Below are 19,241 nucleotides of genomic sequence, written 5' to 3' on the forward strand. Positions count from 1 at the left end.
CACGGCGAACGCGGAGGGTGACACATGGCGGATAATCACGGCGACGGCGGCGTTTCCGCTCAGACCGACGAGCTCGGCAGCACCCTCATGGGCGAGGCCCTCGATCGCCTCGCCGCCGGCGAGGACTTCTCCGTCGTCGCCACCGCCGCGGATTCCCAGGGCCAGCGTATGACCTGCGAGTTCGACGATGATTCCGCCGAGCAGTGCCTCGAGGCGGCCCGCACGTGGGTTCGCAACGGCGCTCGTGGCGAGGATAACGCTCGCGTCATTGGTAAGCCCGCCTGCTACGCCATCGCGTACCTTGGTGCCGTTGCGGATGAGGATGAGGCCTTCCAGGACGCCCTTATCCTCGAGTTTGGCGAGCGTGGTGCCGAGTGCGGCTACTCCGCCTTCTCGCTCGTCGAGGGCATTGGCTCGGGTAAGCGCTTCCGCTACACCGATCCCGCTCCCGCCGGCGAGCTCTCCTGCCTGCTGTAGCTCCGAGCGCACACGACGACACCTGGGGCGGGCCAAGCCGTCACCGTTGCTAGCTGTAGATGGCGTGATGCGTGAGCGCATGCCATCAAGAGCTACCGTTTGCGCTGTATAATCCCTCAGTTGCCGAAAACACAGGCATTGCAGAATTGAGAGGGACATATGCGCCAGGAGAACCTACGCAACATCGCCATCATCGCCCACGTCGACCACGGCAAGACCACGCTTGTGGACAAGCTCCTGCGCGCCACGGACGCCTTCCGCGCAAACCAGCAGGTCGAGGAGCGCGTCCTTGACTCCAACGACCAGGAGCGCGAGCGTGGCATCACCATTCTGGCCAAGAACATCTCCATCGAGTACAAGGACGTCAAGATCAACGTCATCGACACCCCGGGCCACGCCGACTTCGGCGGCGAGGTCGAGCGCGTGCTCAAGATGGCCGACGGCGCCCTGCTGCTCGTTGACGCGTTCGAGGGCCCCATGCCCCAGACGCGCTTCGTCCTGCGCCACGCCATCGACGCCGGCCTGTCCATCATGATCGTCGTCAACAAGATCGACCGCCCGGGTGCCGACCCCGAGAAGGCCTACAACGACTGCCTCGACCTCATGGCAGACCTTGGCGCCACCGACGAGCAGCTCGAGTTCGCCATGGAGCACGTTGTCTACGCGAGCGCCATGAACGGCTTTGCCCGCCTCGACCCCAGCGACGACAACGACAACATGTACCCGCTGCTCGACATGATCGTCGAGGACATGCCTGCGCCCGAGGTTGACCCTGACGGCCCGCTTGCCATGCAGTGCGTCACGATCGACCACTCCGAGTACGTGGGTCGCATCGGCATCGGTCGCATCTACTCCGGCACCATCCACGACGGCGACAAGATCCTCGTCGTGAAGAACGACGGCTCGCGCGCCAACGCCACCGTCAAGCAGCTCTTCACGTTCGACTACCTCGGCCGCAAGGAGTGCGGCGAGGTCGGCGCCGGCGACATCGCCGCCGTCGTGGGCATCGACCGCACCGACATCGGCGACGTCTACACCGACCCCGAGAATCCCGTCGAGCTCGAGCCCATCGAGATCGACCCGCCGACCCTGGCCATCGTCTTCGAGGCCAGCACGAGCCCGCTTGTGGGTCGCGAGGGTGACATCGTGGGTGCCCGCCAGCTCAAGGAGCGCCTCATGACCGAGGCCGAGAACAACGTGACGATGCGCATCGAGGAGCTCCCCGACAAGTCCGGCGTCGAGGTTGCCGGCCGAGGCATCCTGCACCTGTCCGTCCTCATGGAGTCCATGCGTCGCGAGGGCTTCGAGTTCCAGGTTGGCCGTCCCCGCGTCCTCATCAAGAAGGACGAGAACGGCAACCGCATCGAGCCGATCGAGCAGGCCGTCGTCGAGTGCCCGGGCGAGTACTCCGGCAAGGTCATCGAGCTGTTCGGCAACGCCTCCGGCACCATGACGAACATGGAGCAGGGCGAGACCATCTGCCACATCGAGTTCAAGATCCCGACGCGCGGCATCATGGGCCTCAAGAACCGCATCCTCAACGTCACGCACGGTGAGGGCGTCTTCTATCACACGTTCCTCGAGTACGGCCCCTTCGCCGGCGAGCTTGGCGTGCGCAACAACGGTGCCATGATCTCCATGACCACCGAGAAGGCCGTTGCCTACGCGCTCGGCACGCTGCAGGAGCGCGGCCAGCTCTTCGTCGGCCCTGGCGACGAGTGCTACGAGGGTATGCTCGTGGGCGAGCGCTCCAAGCCCGGCGACATGGTCGTCAACATCGCACGCACCAAGCAGCTTGGCAACCAGCGCAGCTCCACGGCAGACATTGCCGTCCAGCTCACCCCGCCGCGCACGTTCACGCTCGAGGAGGCACTCGAGTACATCATGGACGACGAGCTCGTCGAGGTGACGCCCAAGAGCGTCCGCATGCGCAAGCGCATCCTCAACGCCATCGAGCGCAAGAAGGCCAACGTCCGCGCTGGTCTCGTCAACAAGTAAGTTTTTTCTCGAGAGAGACCAAGGGAGGGATGGCCGGCTGCCGGCGCGTCCCTCCCTTTTTGTTTATTCGCCGTGCCTCTTGGCATGACCCCGGGCGCGCTCTGCGGCGCGCCGTACGGGGGCGAGCACCATGTCCGTGTGGTCCCGGCTCGTGGAAGAGACTATGCCCCAGCGCAGGCTTGCGCGCCTGAGGGCCACGGTGACGAGCGTGCAGGCGATGGCGAGCCAGGGATTCATGACGTGGGCGAGGTCATGGAGCGCAAAGTAGGTGAGCGAGCCTCCGAGCGCACACAAGGCGTAGAGGTTTGACGTCTGGAAGATGCGAGGGACATCTCCCAGGCAGACGTCCCTCAGAAGGCCGCCGCCCAAGCCGCAGATGAGTGAGAGGGCCACGCAACCCGTCATGTCGAGTTTGCGGTCGATGGCGACGAGGGATCCCGAAAGAGAGCCGACCACGATGGCGGTGAGCTCGAGCCATGCGGGCAGCATCAGGGCATGGGTGCCCTGGCCGAGAAAGGCGGAGAAATCTGGCACGGAAGCTCCTCTCGGGACGCGTCGCGTGAAGAGCATTATGGTGCTTGGAAACCTCACGGTGCTTGGTTTGGACCGTTTTTTCTCGCGTTGCGAATTGCCTTTGAGAATCAAAGAAATTCCTCTTGTGTTTTGCAAGAACTTTAGGCTAGAATAATCAACGCACTTTACTGGAGAGTTGGCCGAGTGGTCGAAGGCGCACGATTGGAAATCGTGTAGGCGTCTCAAGCGTCTCCGGGGTTCAAATCCCCGACTCTCCGCCAGAGTCTTCCGCGGCGCCCTTTGCGGCGCCGCTCTCATATCTCTGGAGAGGTGGCAGAGCGGCTGAATGCGGCGGTCTCGAAAACCGTTTAACCACTTTGTGGTTACGAGGGTTCAAATCCCTCCCTCTCCGCCAGAGTACGCAGGACCCGGTTCGCCTGGCGAGCCGGGTCCTTTTTGTTTCGTCGCTTGTGGATGCGGTCTAATGTCATCGGCGACCAGAGACTGCAATCTGCCTCCGGACGCCGCTGCCTTGAAGGATTGTCTACACTCGACACATACCAACGGCATCGGGAGGACCAATGCAGGACGCCAAGTATTTCTCGCACTCGTGGAAGCTGCTCACGAGAGACAAGGGGTGGGTCAAGCCCATCCTCGTGCTTGCCATTGCCATGTTCGTGCCCATCGTGGGGCCGCTCGCCGTCCTTGGCTATGCACTTGAGTGGGCGAGGCTGAGCGCGTGGGGCGTCGATGCCGCGCCAAAGCAGCGTGGCGTCAAAATCGGCGGCTGCCTGGTTGCCGGCTGGCGTGCCTTCGTGGTCATTCTCGTGTGGATGCTCCTGTGGAGTGTGGCAACCTCCGTTGTCACGGCGATTATTGCGGCCTTGCGCATCAGGCTCCTGAGTTCGCTGCTCTCGCTTGCCATCACGACGGCAAACCTGCTTCTCTCGCTCGTGGTGATGGTGGCGGCCCTTCGTGCGGCCATCTATCAGAAGATTGGCGCCGGCCTGTCGTTCGCGCGCATCTACGAGATGGTCTCGCATGATGCCGCCGGCCTGTTCAAGAACGTTGCGATCCCACTTGTGACGATGTTGATTGTTGGCGGCATCTGCACTGTGAGCGGTTTGCTGGTCATGTCCCTCGCCATGCCGGACATCCTGCGCCTCGTGTATGAGGTTGAGTACCTGAGTGCGACGTCTGGCTCTGACCCGAGCGACCTCCTCGCCATCGTGGGGTCGATTCTGCGCACGGTCATGCCGGCATCGGTGCTCATCGGCTATGTGAGCCTCGTGTTCTCCGTTGCGGGAAACCTTCTGCTCGCCAACAGCATCGGCCTGTGGATGCGTCAGTTCAACGTGGGGGCGTGGGGCTCGCCGAGCGATCCCCTGCCCGTGACGCCTGCCCCTCTGCCTCCGGTCTCTTCGGTGCCAACGCCGGCGCCCCAGTCGCAGCCCCAACCTCACTCGGCAGCCGAGCCTGTCACGCCCGCGCCCGCGCCCGCGCAGCCAAGGACGGATCCGGCTCCTGCGGTTGCTCCTCAGCCACGGGAACGCTCGACCTCTCCTGACGGGGAGACCGTCGTGCCTCTTACGCCTCATCGGGCTGCCACTGATGAGCTCGGGCAGGGCACGGACAAGGAGTAGGACAATCGAAATCCATCTGTGAAGAATGGGTGTTCGCGCAAGAGTGCGCGGGCACCCATTTGCCATGAACGACGCCCATGCACCCGCGAGCGGCTGGCGCATGGGCGCAGCATCATCCGCCATGATGCCTTCACTACCCACTAGCTCGCGTGTTGGGTTTGCGTTTGGCTGCTTGCGGATTTCTGTCAGGTGCGGGCGCTAGGCTCGAGGCGGGTAAGGGTCAGCGTGGAATTCTTCGCATGTGGTGGCTCTGTGCAGGTTGGGGTGTGCGGTGAGGTATTGCGGCTGCTCCGGCACATGCATTCGTGGTAAGATTCTCAACCGACCTTTCCTGTCTCGGGCGCAAACCTTCACGACCCGAGGCCACATGCCCAGAGGAGGTGACCACATGAAGGCTTATGAACTGCTGTTTTTTGTCGATCCCACGATCACCGATGAGGCGCGCGCTGGCGTTATGAAGCGCATCGAAGTCGCTCTCACCGAGAACGGTGGCCAGGTCGACAACGTCGACAACTGGGGCAAGCGCAAGCTCGCCTACGAGATCGACAAGCTCACGGAGGGTGACTACACCCTCGTCAACTTCCACGCTGACCCCACTCAGATCGCCGAGCTCGATCGCGTTCTCCGCATCAACGATGCCGTGAAGCGCCACATGATCGTGCGCCGTCCGGATCACGAGTAAGTAGTCATGGAAGTGGGCCGAGAGGCCCTAGACGCAGCTGCCAGGCATCGACCAAGCTCGATTGCGGACGCTGCGCAAGTGAAAGGTAGTGAGCATCGTGAGCATCAACCGAGTGAACATTACGGGCAACCTGACCAGGGATCCCGAGCTGAGGGCCACGCAGAGCGGCACGCAGGTGCTGCATCTTGGCGTGGCGGTCAACGACCGTCGTCGCAACCCGCAGACCGGTAACTGGGAGGACTACCCCAACTTCATCGACTGCGTGATGTTCGGCACTCGTGCCGAGGCGATCCAGCGCTACCTTTCGAAGGGAACCAAGGTCGCCATCGAGGGTCGCCTCCGTTACAGCTCCTGGGAGCGTGACGGTCAGAAGCGGTCCAAGATCGAGGTCGTCATTGACGAGATCGAGTTCATGAGCTCTCGTCAGGGCGGCAACTCCGGCGGCTATGGCCAGCAGCAGGGCGGCTACGCTGCCCCTGCCCCGCAGGCCAACTACCAGGCGAACGCCCCTCAGGCGCCCGCCCCTGCCCCCGTCGCCGCACCGCCCGCCGCGGACGTCTACGACGAGGACATCCCGTTCTAGGCCACCTACGTCTGGGTCTGTCCAGATTACGGTGGCTGGCCTGCCCGCTCGCGGGCAGCGTCTCCGAGAGAACCGGCGTCCGGCCGAAAGCCGGCCGCACGCCAACAGAAAGGTATTGAGACATGGCTACTGAGTACCAGCGTCAGCCGCGTCGCAAGTTCTGCCAGTTCTGCAAGGAGGACACTGAGTTCATCGACTACAAGGATACTCAGCTCCTTCGCAAGTACATGACCGACCGTGGCAAGATCAAGCCCCGTCGCGTCACTGGCGCCTGCACGCAGCACCAGCATGACATCGCCAACGCCATCAAGCGCGCCCGTGAGATGGCCCTTCTGCCGTACACCGTTCCCGTGGTGTCCAGCCGTGGTGGCCGTCGCGACCGCAGCTAAGTAAGGAGTGTCCATGAAAGTCATCCTTCTGGGTGAGCTCAAGGGCAAGGGCGGAGAGGGCGACGTCGTCGAGGTCGCCCAGGGGTTCGCTGAGAACTTCCTGTTCCCCAACCGCATGGCCCTGCCGGCCACCAAGGGCAACATCAAGCAGCTCGAGGAGCGTCGTCACAACATCGAGAAGCGCGAGGCTAAGCGCATCGCCGATGCCGAGGCTCTGAAGGCCGTCATCGATGGCAAGACCGTCCTCATCGACGCCAAGGTCGGCGACGAGGGCCAGCTCTTCGGCTCCGTGACCAACACCATGGTCGCCGACGCCATCAAGAACGAGCTGGGCGTCGAGGTCGAGCGCAAGCGCATCGAGCTCAACCGCGCCATCAAGACCTCCGGTCTGCACACCGTCAAGGTGAGCCTGTACCGCGAGATCGCCGCCGAGCTTCACCTCCAGGTCGGCAAGCCGGCCGTCGAGGAGGTTGTCGAGGAGGCTCCCGAGGCTGAGGTCGCCGAGACCGAGGCTACCGAGGAGACCACCGAGGCTGCCGAGTAGGCTTTCGCTCATGTCCGCATCTGCGGAACAAGCACTGTGAGCGCATGGGACCCGTGACCTAGAGTCGCGGGTCCCTTTTTCATCTGTTTACAATCGACAATCCGTGAGGAGCTCTGTGCCAACCGGCGGTTTCCAAGCGTGAGCGCAAGGGCGCCCTCTCGTCATGCTGGGGCGAGCCTAACTGCCTGTTAGCTATGAATTTAGACTTCTACCTGGTGTTTCGCACTGAATGAATATTGGCGTCCAAACCGCAAGACAATTCGTTTGGGCTACTGCTGCCAAACCTGGGCTTGTAAGGTAAATGTTGAAAACCGTTTACCAGATTTCCAGAATTTGTTGAAAAGTGTGAAAACTCACGTTTTGCGTGGTAGGACGCATGGGCTTTTGAAAACGTGCAGGTAGATTCGTCCTTGTGCTTGGTGCGATTCTGTGAGTGCATGGGCCTTGCCGTGGATGGACGTCCGCAACAAGGCCCTCTGACGTTATGGGCTAAGATAGTCAGTCGCACCGAATCACGCACTCATGGGAGGCCCCTTGGACGAGATCGTATATGACGCCGCGCCGTCCCCGATGGCCCTCGCCTCCATCAAGTCGATGCCCTCTCATCCAGATGCGGAGCGCTCGGTTCTCTCTGCGATGATGCTCTCCCCGGAGGTTCTCGAGAGCGCTCTCGTCGAGCTCTCAGAGGTTGACTTCTTCGTGGATGCCAATCGCATCGTGTTCGCGGCCATGCGCACGATGTTCGAGCGCGGCATCGCGCTGGACCCCATCTCGCTCGCAGACTACCTCACCTCAAACGAGCAGCTCGAGCGCGCCGGAGGCATCCAGTCCCTCGCTCGCCTTGGTGAGGACTCGTTTGCCATCGCCAGCTGGAAGCATCATGCCGACATGCTGCACCGAGACGCAACCCTGCGCCTCATGATCGATGCCTCCGCAAAGATCGCCAACCTTGCGGCGAATGCCCCAGAGGACACCAAGGAAGTTGTCGAGACGGCCGAGAAGATGCTTCTCGACGTTACGAACCGAGACATCAAGACGTCCTACGTCCGGCTCGAGGATGCCATGGTGACGCTCTATGACGAGCTTGGCCGTCTTGCCCAGCAGGATGGCGAGACCGTCGGCATCCAGACGGGCTTCCCGGCCATGGACCGCATGTTCCTCGGCCTGCGCGCAGGCCAGATGATCGTCGTCGGCGCCCGACCTGGCGTCGGCAAGACGTCGTTTGCCCTGAACCTCGCCGTTCAGATGGCGCAGTCCGGCGCCACGGTGTGCTTCTTCTCGCTCGAGATGAGCGTCGAGGAGGTGGCGCAGCGACTGTTGTCGACGTACTCGATGGTTCCCCTGCAGACCATTCGCTCCGGTAAGATCGCGCCCGAGAGCTGGGACCAGATTCTCTCTGCCACGCAGGACCTCTCCAACCTCGACATCCTCATCGACGACACGCCGGGAACCACTGTGACCGAGATTCGCGCAAAGGCGCGCCGAATGCTTCGCAACAAGGAGAAGGGCGTGGTTATCCTCGACTACCTGCAGCTCGTCTCCCCGCCGCCCAGCAAGCGTGCAGACTCCCGCGCCACCGAGGTCTCCGAGATGAGCCGTGGCATCAAGATCATGGCGAAGGATCTCGGCATCCCCGTCATCGCCCTGTCCCAGCTCTCCCGTAAGAACGAGGAACGCACCGGTCAGCGCGGCAAGCGCCCCCAGCTGTCCGACCTGCGCGAGTCGGGCTCCATCGAGCAGGACGCAGATATCGTCATTCTGCTCGACCGTTCCATGACGGAGGAGGAGGGGTCCCGCGAGGACAGGCCGGACTACGGCATCACGGAGTTTGTCGTCGCAAAGAACCGTTCGGGCCCGCTGGGCATCATTGACATGGCGTTCTTTGCCGAGAAGACCAAGTTCATGGAAGTCGACATGCACCACGACGACGTCTAGGACCGGGGCCGCCATCCCATGCGGGTGGCGGCCCCTCGCATTCCGTCCTCACCCGCGACGATGCGGTTACGGTGCGGTCGTTGGCGTATACTCAAATGGTTTGCTAAGCCGTAAGAGAAGGAGCTCTTCATGCCGGCATCTGTTCTGGTGGGAACCCAGTGGGGCGACGAGGGCAAGGGTAAGATCACCGACCTCATCTCTGGTGACTTCGATGTGGTCTGTCGCTATGGCGGCGGTGCCAACGCCGGCCACTCGGTTGTCGCCAATGGTCACAACCTCGCACTTCACCAGATTCCGTCTGGCATCGTCCACGAGGACGTCCTTTCCATCATCGGCAACGGCTGCATCGTCGATCCCGTGGTCGTTCTCGAGGAGCTCGAGCACCTCAAGGGCGAGGGCCTTTCCTGCAAGGGCCTGCGCATCTCGGGCAACGCTCACATCGTCATGCCCTGGCACAAGGTTCTCGACGGCGCTCACGAGCAGAAGCTCGGCAAGAACAACATCGGCACCACGAAGCGCGGCATCGGTCCGTGCTACATGGACAAGATGAACCGCACGGGCATTCGCATGCAGGACATGCTCGACGACGACACCTTCCGCGAGAAGGTCGAGGCGTCGCTCGCCTACCAGAACCCCATCCTCGAGAAGGTCTACGAGCTGCCCACCTATGACGTGGACGCCGTGTGCGAGGAGTTCCTCGGCTATGCCGAGCAGCTGCGTCCCTACATTATCGAGAGCGGCAAGCTGCTCAACGAGGAGCTTGCCGAGGGCAAGAAGGTCCTGTTCGAGGGTGCCCAGGCCACGATGCTCGACATCGACCACGGCACCTACCCGTTCGTGACCTCCTCCAACTGCACGGCCGGCGGCGCGGTTACCGGCTCCGGCGTTGGCCCCACCAACATCGACCGCGTGCTGGGTATCGCGAAGGCCTACCTCACGCGCGTGGGCTCGGGCCCGTTCCCCACAGAGCTGAACCTTGACGAGGGTGTGGGCAAGTTCCTGCTTGAGACCGGCCACGAGTATGGTGTTACGACGGGCCGCGAGCGCCGCTGCGGCTGGTATGACGCCGTGGTCATCAAGTACGCCGCGCAGGTCAACGGCCTCACCGACCTCGCCATCACCAAGCTCGACGTGCTCACGGGCCTTGACACCATCAAGGTCTGCACCGCCTACGAGTGCGATGGCGTGGAGTACACGACGGTTCCCGAGCACCGCTCGGTCTTTGACCACGCCAAGCCCAAGTACGTCGAGGTCCCGGGCTGGAAGGAAGACATCACCGGCTGCAGGAGCTTTGACGAGCTGCCCAAGGCTGCGCAGGACTACATCGAGCTCATCGAGAAGCTCAGCGGCGTGAAGGTCTCCTTCGTTGCCGTGGGTCCTGACCGCGAGCAGACGATCAATCGCTTCTGGAAGTAAGCGCAGACACACCCGGCGGGCTCGGCAACATGCCGGGCCCGCCTTTGGTTTTGCGCCCTCGGGCCATTGTTGCGATGAGACAAGGGGACTGTCCCTTTGTCTCATCCGGTGGGTGGGGGCTAGGATAGACACGTTGGAACGTAGAGCCGAGAACGGGAGCATCCATGGACGAAATCGAGACGATCGACATCCTTCTTCTGGGCGCTGGCGGGCGCGAGCACGCGCTGCTTCGCAAGCTTCTCGAGAGCCCTCGCGCGGGCAAGGTCTGGGCGGCGCCGGGCAACGGCGGCATCCTCGCCGAGGCTGAGCTCGCAGACATTGACCAGGAAAACCCCGTCGAGGTCGCGCACTTTGCCGCCGAGCATGGCGTGGGGCTCGTCGTCATCGGCCCCGAGGCCCCGCTCGTCGCGGGCGTCGCCGATGCCGTGCGTGCCGCGGGCATCGCCTGCTTTGGCCCGAGTGGCCAGGCCGCCCAGATGGAGGGCTCCAAGCTCTTTGCCAAGCAGGTCATGGAGCGCGCTGGCGTTCCCACGGCCCGCTACCAGAGCTTCACCGAGGCGGCTCCCGCCGAGGCCTATGTCCGCGAGCTCGCGGGCCCGTGCGTCGTGAAGGCCGACGGCCTTGCCGCCGGCAAGGGCGTCATCGTTGCCCAGACCACCGAGGAGGCGCTCGCCGGCGTGCGCGAGTGCTTCTCGGGCACGTTCGGCGAGGCGGGCCAGACCGTCGTCGTCGAGGAGATGCTCAAGGGCCCGGAGTGCTCGCTTCTCGCGCTCACGGACGGTAAGACGGTGATTCCCCTCGCGACGTCGCAGGACCACAAGCGCGCGCTCGAGGGCGACCTCGGCCCCAACACGGGCGGCATGGGCGTCTACTCGCCGGTGCCCTTCGTGACTCCTGAGGAGCACGAGGCCATGGTCGAGATCGAGCGCAAGGTCGTGGCCCAGCTCGCCGCGGACGGCATTCCGTACTCCGGTTGCCTGTACGGCGGCTTCATGCTCACGAAGGATGGCCCGAAGGTCCTCGAGTTCAACGCGCGCTTCGGTGACCCGGAGACGCAGGTCGTGCTGCCGCGCATGAAGGCAGACCTCCTTGACGTGTTCCTGCGCTGCGACAACGGCACGCTTGATGGGGCCGACGTGAGCTGGGACGACGACTGGGCCGTCTCCGTCGTGCTCACGAGCGCGGGCTACCCCGGCTCCTACGAGAAGGGCAAGCCCATCACCGGCATCGAGCAGGCCGAGGAGCTCGAGGGTGTCACGGTCTACCACGCCGGAACCAAGACCATTGCCGGCGAGCTCGTGACCAACGGCGGGCGCGTCCTCAACGTCACGGCCGTGGCCGACACGTTCGAGCATGCCCGCGAGCAGGCGTATCGCGCCTGCGACCGCATCGAGTTCGACGGCAAGACGCTTCGCCGCGACATTGGCGCGCGAGCGCTGCGTGGCCGCGATGCCTGGGAGGTCTAGATTCGCATGACGCAAAAGGATACGGGCGAGCTCATGGACACCGTCGAGGCGTTCACCTATGACGGCGACCGCGTGAACCACGATCACAAGAGCGGCGAGCCCGAGCGTCGCGGATTCGTCCGCGGCAATGACGATCCACGTGACGCCGCCCTCGCCGAGCGCCCGCTCACCGAGGAGACGGCCTGGACGGGCAGGATCTTCTCGGTGAGTCGCCTGCACGTGCAGATGCCGGACGGCCGCGAGGCCGTGCGCGATGTCGTGCGCCACCCCGGTGCCGTTGCGATCGTTGCCCTCACGGACGACGGCCACATCTGCCTCGTGCGCCAGTACCGTACGGCGCTCGATCGCGTGACGGTGGAGATTCCGGCCGGCAAGCTCGAGCCGGGGGAGGACCCGCTGGCCGCCGCACATCGCGAGCTCGAGGAAGAGACGGGCTTCACGGCCGACAAGATGGCCTACCTTACGTCCATTGCGAGCTCGGACGGCTTCACGGACGAGGTCATCCACCTCTACATGGCCACGGGGCTCACGTTCACGAGCTCGAACCCCGATGACGACGAGTTCATCAACGTCGACCTTGTCGAGCTCACCGAACTCGTCGATGCGGTCCTCGATGGCCGCGTCGAGGATGCCAAGACCGTCGTGGGCGCCCTTGCCTGCGATGCCGTGGCCCGCCGCCTTGCTCCGGACGTATCAACCGAGGACTAGCCCTATGTCAGATACCAGTACCAACAGCCGTCCCCGTGGCGGGTCGGCCCCGCATGCTGCGGGCGCGCTGTACCGCAAGTTCATCTCCTACTACCGCTCGCAGTGGCACCTGTTTGCCATCGACACCATTGCCGCTGTTGTCATGACGGCGGTTGACCTGGCGTTTCCCATCGTCCTGCGCAACCTGACCGGTGGCCTGTTCACCGAGGGGACTGGCGCCATCATGGGCGCGCTGGGCACCCTCGCGCTTGGTCTTGTCGTCATGTATGCCGTTCGCTATGTCTGCCGCTACTTCGTGGGCTACTGGGGCCACGTCATGGGCGCGCGCATGGAGAGCCACATGCGTCAGGACCTGTTTGACCAGTACGAGCGCTTCAGCTTCTCCTACTTTGACCGGCACAACACCGGCGACCTCATGAGCCGCGTGGTCTCCGACCTCTTTGACATCTGCGAGGCGGCCCACCACGGCCCTGAGTACGCCATCATCTGCGGCATCAAGATAGTGGGCTCGTTTGCGATTCTCGCAACCATCAACTGGAAGCTCTCCGCCGTCCTTGCCGTCATCACAGCGGTCCTGTGGGCGTACAACTCGCGTGCCAACAAGCGCATGCGCGCCGTGTTCATGGAGAACCGCAAGCGCATCTCGGGCATAAACTCGCAGCTCGAGGACTCGCTTGGCGGCATGCGCATCGTGAAGGGCTTTGCGGCCGAGGACGTGGAGCGCGAGAAGTTCGCTCGCTCGAACGAGGCCTACCTCGAGAGCAAGCAGCGCATGTACCACGTCATGGGTGGTTACCAGGCCATGATCGCGGCGCTCATGGGCGCGCTGTTCACCGTCGTCATCGTCTATGGCGGCTACCTCATCGCGATGGGCGAGATGGCGCCGGTGGACCTCTCCACCTACGCGCTCTACATCACCACGTTCACCGCCGCCATCGAGCAGCTGCTCAACTTCACCGAGACGTTCCAGAAGGCCGAGGCCGGGTTCAGGCGCTTTGACGAGATCCTCGCCACGAAGCCCGACATCCTCGACGCCCCCGGCGCGCCCGACATCGATATCACCGAGGGCCATGTGGTCTACTCGGGCGTCCGATTCTCCTATGACGGCGAGACGGACGTCGTGCGCGGGCTGGATTTGGACATCAAGCCGGGGGAGACGATTGCGCTCGTTGGTCCCTCCGGAGGTGGCAAGTCCACCACGTGCAGCCTGCTGCCGCGCTTCTATGACGTGCGCGAGGGCTCTATCACCATCGACGGCCAGGACGTGCGCGGCGTCACGCAGAAGAGCCTGCGCGAGGCGATTGGCCTCGTTCAGCAGGACGTCTACCTGTTCGACGGCACGATAGGCGAGAACATCGCATATGGCCGCCCGTCCGCGACGCTCGAGGAGATCCGAGCGGCGGCTCGGGCCGCCAACATCGACGCATTCATCGACGGCCTGCCCGAGGGTTACGAGACGCAGGTGGGCGAGCGCGGGGCCAGGCTCTCCGGTGGCCAGAAGCAGCGCATCGCAATCGCACGCGTGTTCCTCAAGAACCCGAAGATCCTCGTGCTCGACGAGGCCACGAGCGCACTCGACAACGAGAGCGAGGCTGCCGTCCAGGAGTCGCTCTCTCGCCTGGCGGCCGGCCGCACGACGCTTGTGATCGCCCACCGTCTCTCGACCATCCGCGACGCGGACGAGATCGTGACCGTGGACGGCGGTCGCGTGGTGGAGCGTGGCACGCACGACGAGCTCATGGCGCTTGGCGGCACCTATGCCACCTACTACCGCATGCAGTTTGGCCATCACGCCTAGGTGTGGCGGGGCATCCCCGCGCCATCCTCGCGTGTGTAGCTTGGGCGGAATGCCAGCCGACCTTAAGGAAAGCCCAAGCTGCCTGCCTATACTGAATCCCGACTGTTTTGACCCACGAGCGGCCACATGGCTGCGAATGACACTATGAGGAAGAGCATGGCCAAGAAGGACAAGAGCGCAAAGGCCCCCACGCCCGACGAGGTGGAGGCCATTTTCTCCGATGTGGATGAGACGGGACACACGAACGCCTCCAAGGCCCGCAAGGAGCGCACGCGTCGTCGCGCCCGCAAGGCGGCCGTCGAGGTTGACCCGCTGTCCGGCGACGACCCTTCCGGCTCAAACGTTGGCAAGACGATGACGCGCGCGGCGGTCGTCGTGCTCATCGTGCTGCTCGTGGCCGTTGTCGTGTCGCAGGTTGCCTGCGGTCTCGTGCGCAGGGCGGGCACGGCCCAGCTCGCCGAGCACGTCGATGCGGCCAGCGTCAACACCGCGCTGCGCAACGGCGTCGAGTGGGGCGATGGCTTCACGCAGTTCCCCGAGGACTACACGGTCCTCGAGGCCAACGAAAAGTCCGGCACCATCGAGGTCAGCGTTGTGGACACCTCCTCCAAAAACGAGCTCGAGTGCTTGGCGGGATCTCAGATCCAGGCTGCGGCCCTCTCGGTCAACGCCCTGCTCAACCCCAACATCAACCAGGTCATCTACCACGTTGACGTCCACGTTGACGACAACGGCGACATCCAGCAGTCCTCGCTGTTTGGCTTCCTCAAGCCCACGGGCACGATGAAGCGCTTTGCCACGTTTGTCTGGACGAAGAGCACCGGCGTGAACGGCGGCTTCAACTTCAACTGCATGATCACCGACCTCGATGCCACGGCGTCCGAGAACCTGCGCGAGAAGGTGACGCTGCCAACCAACATCCTCGATGCCGTCATTGGCGACTCCGCGGCCACGACTGAGGCCGCGAGCACGGCTGACGCGGTCACGGCTGAGGCTGCGACCGAGGCGGCAGCGGAGTAGGAAACGCACGTCCGGGCGGCCCACCCACGAGGAGGGCCGCCCTTTTCTGTTTAGAGGAGCATCCATGCCCGTGGCAAGCGACCTGTACCTGTACCAACGCGAGGGCAGCTACCTGCCGCGGGTTGCGGCCGTGCACGACCTGTGCGGCTACGGCAACTGCTCGCTCGGCGTTGCCATCCCGGTGCTGAGCTGCGCGGGCATAGACGTGTGCTCGGTCCCCACCTCGCTGTTCTCGGCCCACACGAAGTTCCCCGGCTTCTACATGCTCGACACCACTCCCATGCTGGGCGCCTACCTTGATGCCTGGCGCCAGCACGGCGTGGACCTGGACGGCGTCTACTCGGGATTCCTGGGGTCGGCGGAGCAAGTGGCTGCGATCCGGCGCCTGTATGACGAGTACCCCCATGCCCTGCGCATCGTGGACCCCGTCATGGGGGACAACGGCAGTCGCTATCCCACCTACACCGACGAGATGTGCGAGGCCACCCGCGGTCTCGTCGAGGGGGCGGACGTTCTCACCCCCAACCTCACGGAGGCATCCATCCTCACGGGAATTCCCTACGAGGGCGCAGACGTCGACGAGGCCTACGTCCGGCGCATGGCTGATGCGCTTCTCGCCATGGGAGCGAAGTCGGTGGTGCTCAAGGGCATCGTGCGCGCGGACGAGGGGGTCATCCGCAACTACGCAGCCACGGCAGGCGGGCTCGAGTCCACGAGCGACGAGCTTCTGCCCTACATGCTCCATGGCACGGGAGACCTGTTTGCCAGCGGCCTCACCGCGGCCATCTACTGCGGCAGGTCACTTCTCGACGCCGTCTCGTTTGCGGGCACGCTCGTGAGCGATGCCATGGCGGTCTCATGCGACCAGCCGGGCTATGAGCTGCGCGGCGTCAGCTTCCAGTCTGTTCTCGGAGACGTAACGGCGCTCCTCGCCTAAGCCGGCTCGCGCGGCGTATACTGAGAGCTTGCGCGAAAGCCGCGCAGCACAGACGCACAGGCACAAACCTGAGGAGCGAACATGGCAGATCAGCCGCTCGTTGGCATCATCATGGGTTCCAAGTCTGACATGCCCACCATGGAGGCATGCATGAGTCAGCTCGACGAGCTTGGGGTTCCCTACGAGCTCGTCATCGCGAGCGCCCACCGCACGCCGGACAAGGTCCACGAGTGGGCCGCCACCGCCGCGGACCGTGGCCTCAAGGTCATCATCGCGGCTGCTGGCAAGGCCGCGCACCTCGGCGGTGTCGTTGCCGCCTACACGCCGCTTCCCATCATTGGCGTGCCGATGAAGACGAGCGACCTCGGTGGCATGGACTCGCTGCTCTCCATGGTTCAGATGCCCAGTGGCGTGCCCGTGGCCTGCGTCGCCATCAACGGCGCCAAGAACGCCGCCATCTACGCCACGCAGATCCTGGGAGCAACGCTTCCCGAGTATCGCGAGAAGATCGTCGAGTTCAAGCGCTCCATGGCGCAGGGCTAGGTCGGGCGAATGGCTCAGAAGTCGAACGGCAAGCACTTCAAGCAGGACGGCGCGCCGTCTCCGCGCCCCGCGACGACCGGCTACGTTCCGGCCTCTGCCGGCGCCTACTCGCGCACGGACCGCAAGGGTGCGGCAGCGCCCTCCTCTCGTTCCGCGCGCCGCCATCCGGCACGCGAGGGCAAGCGCAGGCGCCGTCGCAACGTCCTGTCCACGCTGCTCATGGTCGTGGGCGTGGCGCTTCTGCTCGTTGCCGGCGGCATGTGGGGGTACGCCCAGTACCAGTACCACGTCCAGGACGAGAACAACGCAAAGCTCGCCGCCTACGCCACGGTCTCCGATGACGCCGCCCAGCCCCCCACCATCGACTGGGCGGGCCTCAAGGCCGTGAACGCGGACGTCGTGGGATGGATCTACATCCCCGGCACGCACGTGGACTTCCCCGTCTACCAGGGAGACTCCAACGACGAGTACCTGCGCACGAGCGCGGAGGGCGAGTACTCCGTGGGCGGCCAGATCTTCATGGACTACGAGAACTCCCGCCCTGGCCTCGTCGATCGCCAGACGCTCGTCTATGGCCACCACCTCAACAACGGGGCCATGTTCACCGACGTGGACGAGTTCGCCAGCCAGGATTACTTCAACGGCATCGACACCGTTTGGTACCTCACGGAGGACGCCAGCTACGAGCTCGAGCCGCTGTTCTTCTACAAGTCTGCCGCCACGAACGGCGCCGCCCGCCAGATCGTGTTCTCGGATGACAACGACTTCCACAACTACCTTGCGAACGCGCTCTCCCAGGCCACGGCCAAGAGCTCGTCCGCAGATGGTGCCGTGTCGAGCGTCTCTCGTGTGCTGACGCTTTGCACCTGCGACTATGAGAACGACTTTGGAAAGGGCAATGGCCGAGGCCTGCTCGTGTGCGCGCTCAAGAGCGAGGTCTCCGGCAACGACGCAAACGTATCAGCCAGCTAGCGGAGGGGAACCGCATGTCTGACCGTCCTGTGAACGAGAATGCCGCCAACGACTCGGACTCGCTTCATGACGAGTGCGGAGTGTTCGGAATCTGGGCCCCGGAGCGAGACGTCGCGCGCATGACGTACTTCGCCCTCCATGCGCTGCAGCACCGCGGCCAGGAGAGCGCGGGCATCGCCGTGGGAGATGGTGCCACCGTCATGGCCACGAAGGACCTTGGCCTCGTGACCCAGGCCTTCACTGACTCTGACCTCTCGGCCCTTCCCGGCAAGGTCGCCATCGGCCACGTGCGCTATGGCACGGCCGGGTCCAAGGGCTGGGAGAGCGCCCAGCCGCACCTCTCGGCCATCAACGACGTGCTCATCGCCCTTGCCCACAACGGCACGCTCGTGAACTTCGACCAGCTGCGCGTGGAGCTCATCAACAACGGCGTGCCGTTCCGCACACACACGGACTCCGAGGTGGCAGCCCGCCTCATCGGCTTCTTCACCGAGAAGAAGCACCAACTGCGCGCAGGCATCGCCCACGCGATGGCCATGATGGAGGGTGGCTACGCTATGGCCCTCATCCGCGAGAACGCGCTCTACGCCTTCCGCGACCCCCATGGCATCCGCCCGCTGTGCCTGGGCAAGCTCGCGGACGACCAGGGATGGGTCGTTGCCAGCGAGACGTGCGCCCTCGACATCGTGGGCGCCGAGTACGTGCGAGACGTGCGCCCCGGCGAGATCATTCGCGTCTCGGACGACGGCATCTCCTCCACCCAGGCGCTCGACCCCGAGGCCCGCGCCGAGTGCATCTTCGAGCACGTCTACTTCGCCCGTCCGGACTCCCGTTTCCATGGCAAGAGCGTCTACTCGATGCGCTACGCCATGGGCCAGCGCCTGGCGCAGGAGGCCCCGGCCGACGTCGACCTCGTCATCGGCGTGCCAGACTCCGGCATGCCGCCCGCCGAGGGCTTTGCCCACGAGCTGGGGCTGCCGTTTGGCGAGGGTCTCATCAAGAACCGCTACGTGGCCCGCACGTTCATCCAGCCCACGCAGGAGCTGCGCGAGATGGGCGTTCGCCTCAAGCTCAACGCTCTCATCGACAACGTGGCCGGCAAGCGTCTCGTGGTCGTCGACGACTCCATCGTGCGTGGCACCACCTCCAAGCAGATCGTGCGCATGCTCAAGGACGCCGGTGCCACCGAGGTCCACATGCGCATCAACTCCCCCGAGGTCACGTGGCCGTGCTTCTATGGCATCGACACGGACACGCAGGACCAGCTCATCTCAGCGAGCAAGACCGTGGAGGAGATCTGCGAGTACATCGGGGCAGACTCGCTCGCCTTCCTCTCTCCCGAGGGGCTTCGTGCCTGCGTCCCCAACCTCTCCCACTGCGACGACTGCCCGTCTGGCCGCAGCGGCTACTGCGAGGCGTGCTTCACGGGCGAGTATCCGGTGGAGATCCCGCCGAGCTTCTCGGCCGGCAAGTTCCTTGACGGCTACAAGCCCCGCAACCTTGCCCGTGCCAGCGCCGCGTCCCACATGAGCGTGGGCGACGTGGCAAACGCCGAGGCATAGATTCGGTTTCACCTGCGAGCGCTGCCATGCCCTCGGTATGTCCGCACTCGCCGCA

The 19,241-nt window shown here is 64.2% G+C and carries 18 protein-coding genes and 2 tRNA genes; 19 read left to right on the top strand and 1 reads right to left on the bottom strand.

What is annotated here, in order from left to right; translation table 11 throughout:
• Window positions 1-24: 24 nt before the first annotated feature.
• Both Pcatena_RS00060 and typA read left to right on the top strand, forming a co-directional pair.
• Entirely contained in the window at window positions 25-477 is a 453-nt protein-coding gene (locus Pcatena_RS00060) for a hypothetical protein (RefSeq protein WP_126420513.1), read from the top strand.
• Window positions 478-636: 159 nt separating this feature from the next.
• Window positions 637-2,475, top strand: a complete 1,839-nt coding sequence (gene typA / locus Pcatena_RS00065) for a translational GTPase TypA (protein WP_126420515.1) — start codon at window positions 637-639, stop codon at window positions 2,473-2,475.
• Window positions 2,476-2,538: 63 nt separating this feature from the next.
• Here typA and Pcatena_RS00070 read toward each other — a convergent pair whose 3' ends face one another.
• Window positions 2,539-3,009 (bottom strand): TRIC cation channel family protein, encoded by a 471-nt coding sequence (locus tag Pcatena_RS00070; RefSeq protein ID WP_172596321.1) that lies wholly within the window; start codon window positions 3,007-3,009, stop codon window positions 2,539-2,541.
• A 169-nt stretch (window positions 3,010-3,178) separates the two neighbouring features.
• On the opposite strand from Pcatena_RS00070, the gene Pcatena_RS00075 reads away from it, so the two are divergent.
• The 17 genes from Pcatena_RS00075 (at window position 3,179) to purF (ending at window position 19,186) form a co-directional block, all read left to right on the top strand.
• Window positions 3,179-3,269, top strand: a tRNA-Ser gene (locus Pcatena_RS00075).
• A 43-nt stretch (window positions 3,270-3,312) separates the two neighbouring features.
• Window positions 3,313-3,403, top strand: a tRNA-Ser gene (locus Pcatena_RS00080).
• A 166-nt stretch (window positions 3,404-3,569) separates the two neighbouring features.
• Complete coding sequence (locus Pcatena_RS00085; RefSeq protein ID WP_126420519.1) at window positions 3,570-4,631, top strand: DUF4013 domain-containing protein; 1,062 nt, start codon at window positions 3,570-3,572, stop codon at window positions 4,629-4,631.
• Window positions 4,632-5,019: 388 nt separating this feature from the next.
• Window positions 5,020-5,313 carry a 30S ribosomal protein S6 gene (gene rpsF, locus Pcatena_RS00090; protein ID WP_073296725.1) on the top strand — a complete coding sequence of 98 codons (294 nt, stop codon included), beginning with the start codon at window positions 5,020-5,022 and terminating at the stop codon, window positions 5,311-5,313.
• Between the two features lie 97 nt (window positions 5,314-5,410).
• The gene (locus Pcatena_RS00095; protein WP_126420521.1) at window positions 5,411-5,896 is read left to right on the top strand and encodes a single-stranded DNA-binding protein; all 486 of its coding nucleotides are present in this window, start codon (window positions 5,411-5,413) and stop codon (window positions 5,894-5,896) included.
• A 122-nt stretch (window positions 5,897-6,018) separates the two neighbouring features.
• The gene (gene rpsR, locus Pcatena_RS00100; protein ID WP_073296722.1) at window positions 6,019-6,285 is read left to right on the top strand and encodes a 30S ribosomal protein S18; all 267 of its coding nucleotides are present in this window, start codon (window positions 6,019-6,021) and stop codon (window positions 6,283-6,285) included.
• Between the two features lie 13 nt (window positions 6,286-6,298).
• Window positions 6,299-6,829, top strand: a complete 531-nt coding sequence (gene rplI / locus Pcatena_RS00105; RefSeq protein ID WP_126420523.1) for a 50S ribosomal protein L9 — start codon at window positions 6,299-6,301, stop codon at window positions 6,827-6,829.
• 534 nt (window positions 6,830-7,363) lie between these two features.
• Complete coding sequence (dnaB, locus tag Pcatena_RS00110) at window positions 7,364-8,764, top strand: replicative DNA helicase (protein ID WP_232619854.1); 1,401 nt, start codon at window positions 7,364-7,366, stop codon at window positions 8,762-8,764.
• 129 nt (window positions 8,765-8,893) lie between these two features.
• Window positions 8,894-10,180, top strand: a complete 1,287-nt coding sequence (locus Pcatena_RS00115) for an adenylosuccinate synthase (protein WP_126420527.1) — start codon at window positions 8,894-8,896, stop codon at window positions 10,178-10,180.
• 164 nt (window positions 10,181-10,344) lie between these two features.
• On the top strand, window positions 10,345-11,646 hold the full coding sequence (gene purD / locus Pcatena_RS00120; protein ID WP_126420529.1) for a phosphoribosylamine--glycine ligase: 1,302 nt from the start codon (window positions 10,345-10,347) through the stop codon (window positions 11,644-11,646).
• A gap of 6 nt (window positions 11,647-11,652) precedes the next feature.
• A complete protein-coding gene (locus Pcatena_RS00125) occupies window positions 11,653-12,354 on the top strand; it encodes an NUDIX domain-containing protein (protein WP_172596322.1) in 702 nt (233 codons plus the stop codon).
• 4 nt (window positions 12,355-12,358) lie between these two features.
• Complete coding sequence (locus Pcatena_RS00130) at window positions 12,359-14,152, top strand: ABC transporter ATP-binding protein (protein WP_126420531.1); 1,794 nt, start codon at window positions 12,359-12,361, stop codon at window positions 14,150-14,152.
• 156 nt (window positions 14,153-14,308) lie between these two features.
• Window positions 14,309-15,172: a hypothetical protein gene (locus Pcatena_RS00135; protein ID WP_126420533.1), complete on the top strand. Its 864-nt coding sequence runs from the start codon at window positions 14,309-14,311 to the stop codon at window positions 15,170-15,172.
• A 64-nt stretch (window positions 15,173-15,236) separates the two neighbouring features.
• Window positions 15,237-16,109 (top strand): PfkB family carbohydrate kinase, encoded by an 873-nt coding sequence (locus tag Pcatena_RS00140; protein WP_126420535.1) that lies wholly within the window; start codon window positions 15,237-15,239, stop codon window positions 16,107-16,109.
• An 81-nt stretch (window positions 16,110-16,190) separates the two neighbouring features.
• Entirely contained in the window at window positions 16,191-16,652 is a 462-nt protein-coding gene (gene purE / locus Pcatena_RS00145) for a 5-(carboxyamino)imidazole ribonucleotide mutase (protein WP_126420537.1), read from the top strand.
• 9 nt (window positions 16,653-16,661) lie between these two features.
• Window positions 16,662-17,624, top strand: coding sequence for a class B sortase (srtB, locus tag Pcatena_RS00150; protein WP_126420539.1), 963 nt, complete (start codon window positions 16,662-16,664; stop codon window positions 17,622-17,624).
• Window positions 17,625-17,638: 14 nt separating this feature from the next.
• A complete protein-coding gene (gene purF, locus Pcatena_RS00155) occupies window positions 17,639-19,186 on the top strand; it encodes an amidophosphoribosyltransferase (RefSeq protein ID WP_126420541.1) in 1,548 nt (515 codons plus the stop codon).
• The last annotated feature ends 55 nt before the right edge of the window (window positions 19,187-19,241 follow it).

Source organism: Parolsenella catena, assembly GCF_003966955.1.
GTDB classification, from domain to species: domain Bacteria; phylum Actinomycetota; class Coriobacteriia; order Coriobacteriales; family Atopobiaceae; genus Parolsenella; species Parolsenella catena.

Bases quoted from the DNA above. Each gene is read 5' to 3' on its own strand.
- Pcatena_RS00060 (WP_126420513.1), top strand. From the start codon at position 25: ATGGCGGATAATCACGGCGACGGCGGCGTTTCCGCTCAGACCGACGAG.
- typA (WP_126420515.1), top strand. From the start codon at position 637: ATGCGCCAGGAGAACCTACGCAACATCGCCATCATCGCCCACGTCGAC.
- Pcatena_RS00085 (WP_126420519.1), top strand. From the start codon at position 3,570: ATGCAGGACGCCAAGTATTTCTCGCACTCGTGGAAGCTGCTCACGAGA.
- rpsF (WP_073296725.1), top strand. From the start codon at position 5,020: ATGAAGGCTTATGAACTGCTGTTTTTTGTCGATCCCACGATCACCGAT.
- rpsR (WP_073296722.1), top strand. From the start codon at position 6,019: ATGGCTACTGAGTACCAGCGTCAGCCGCGTCGCAAGTTCTGCCAGTTC.
- rplI (WP_126420523.1), top strand. From the start codon at position 6,299: ATGAAAGTCATCCTTCTGGGTGAGCTCAAGGGCAAGGGCGGAGAGGGC.
- Pcatena_RS00115 (WP_126420527.1), top strand. From the start codon at position 8,894: ATGCCGGCATCTGTTCTGGTGGGAACCCAGTGGGGCGACGAGGGCAAG.
- purD (WP_126420529.1), top strand. From the start codon at position 10,345: ATGGACGAAATCGAGACGATCGACATCCTTCTTCTGGGCGCTGGCGGG.
- Pcatena_RS00125 (WP_172596322.1), top strand. From the start codon at position 11,653: ATGACGCAAAAGGATACGGGCGAGCTCATGGACACCGTCGAGGCGTTC.
- Pcatena_RS00130 (WP_126420531.1), top strand. From the start codon at position 12,359: ATGTCAGATACCAGTACCAACAGCCGTCCCCGTGGCGGGTCGGCCCCG.
- Pcatena_RS00135 (WP_126420533.1), top strand. From the start codon at position 14,309: ATGGCCAAGAAGGACAAGAGCGCAAAGGCCCCCACGCCCGACGAGGTG.
- Pcatena_RS00140 (WP_126420535.1), top strand. From the start codon at position 15,237: ATGCCCGTGGCAAGCGACCTGTACCTGTACCAACGCGAGGGCAGCTAC.
- purE (WP_126420537.1), top strand. From the start codon at position 16,191: ATGGCAGATCAGCCGCTCGTTGGCATCATCATGGGTTCCAAGTCTGAC.
- srtB (WP_126420539.1), top strand. From the start codon at position 16,662: ATGGCTCAGAAGTCGAACGGCAAGCACTTCAAGCAGGACGGCGCGCCG.
- purF (WP_126420541.1), top strand. From the start codon at position 17,639: ATGTCTGACCGTCCTGTGAACGAGAATGCCGCCAACGACTCGGACTCG.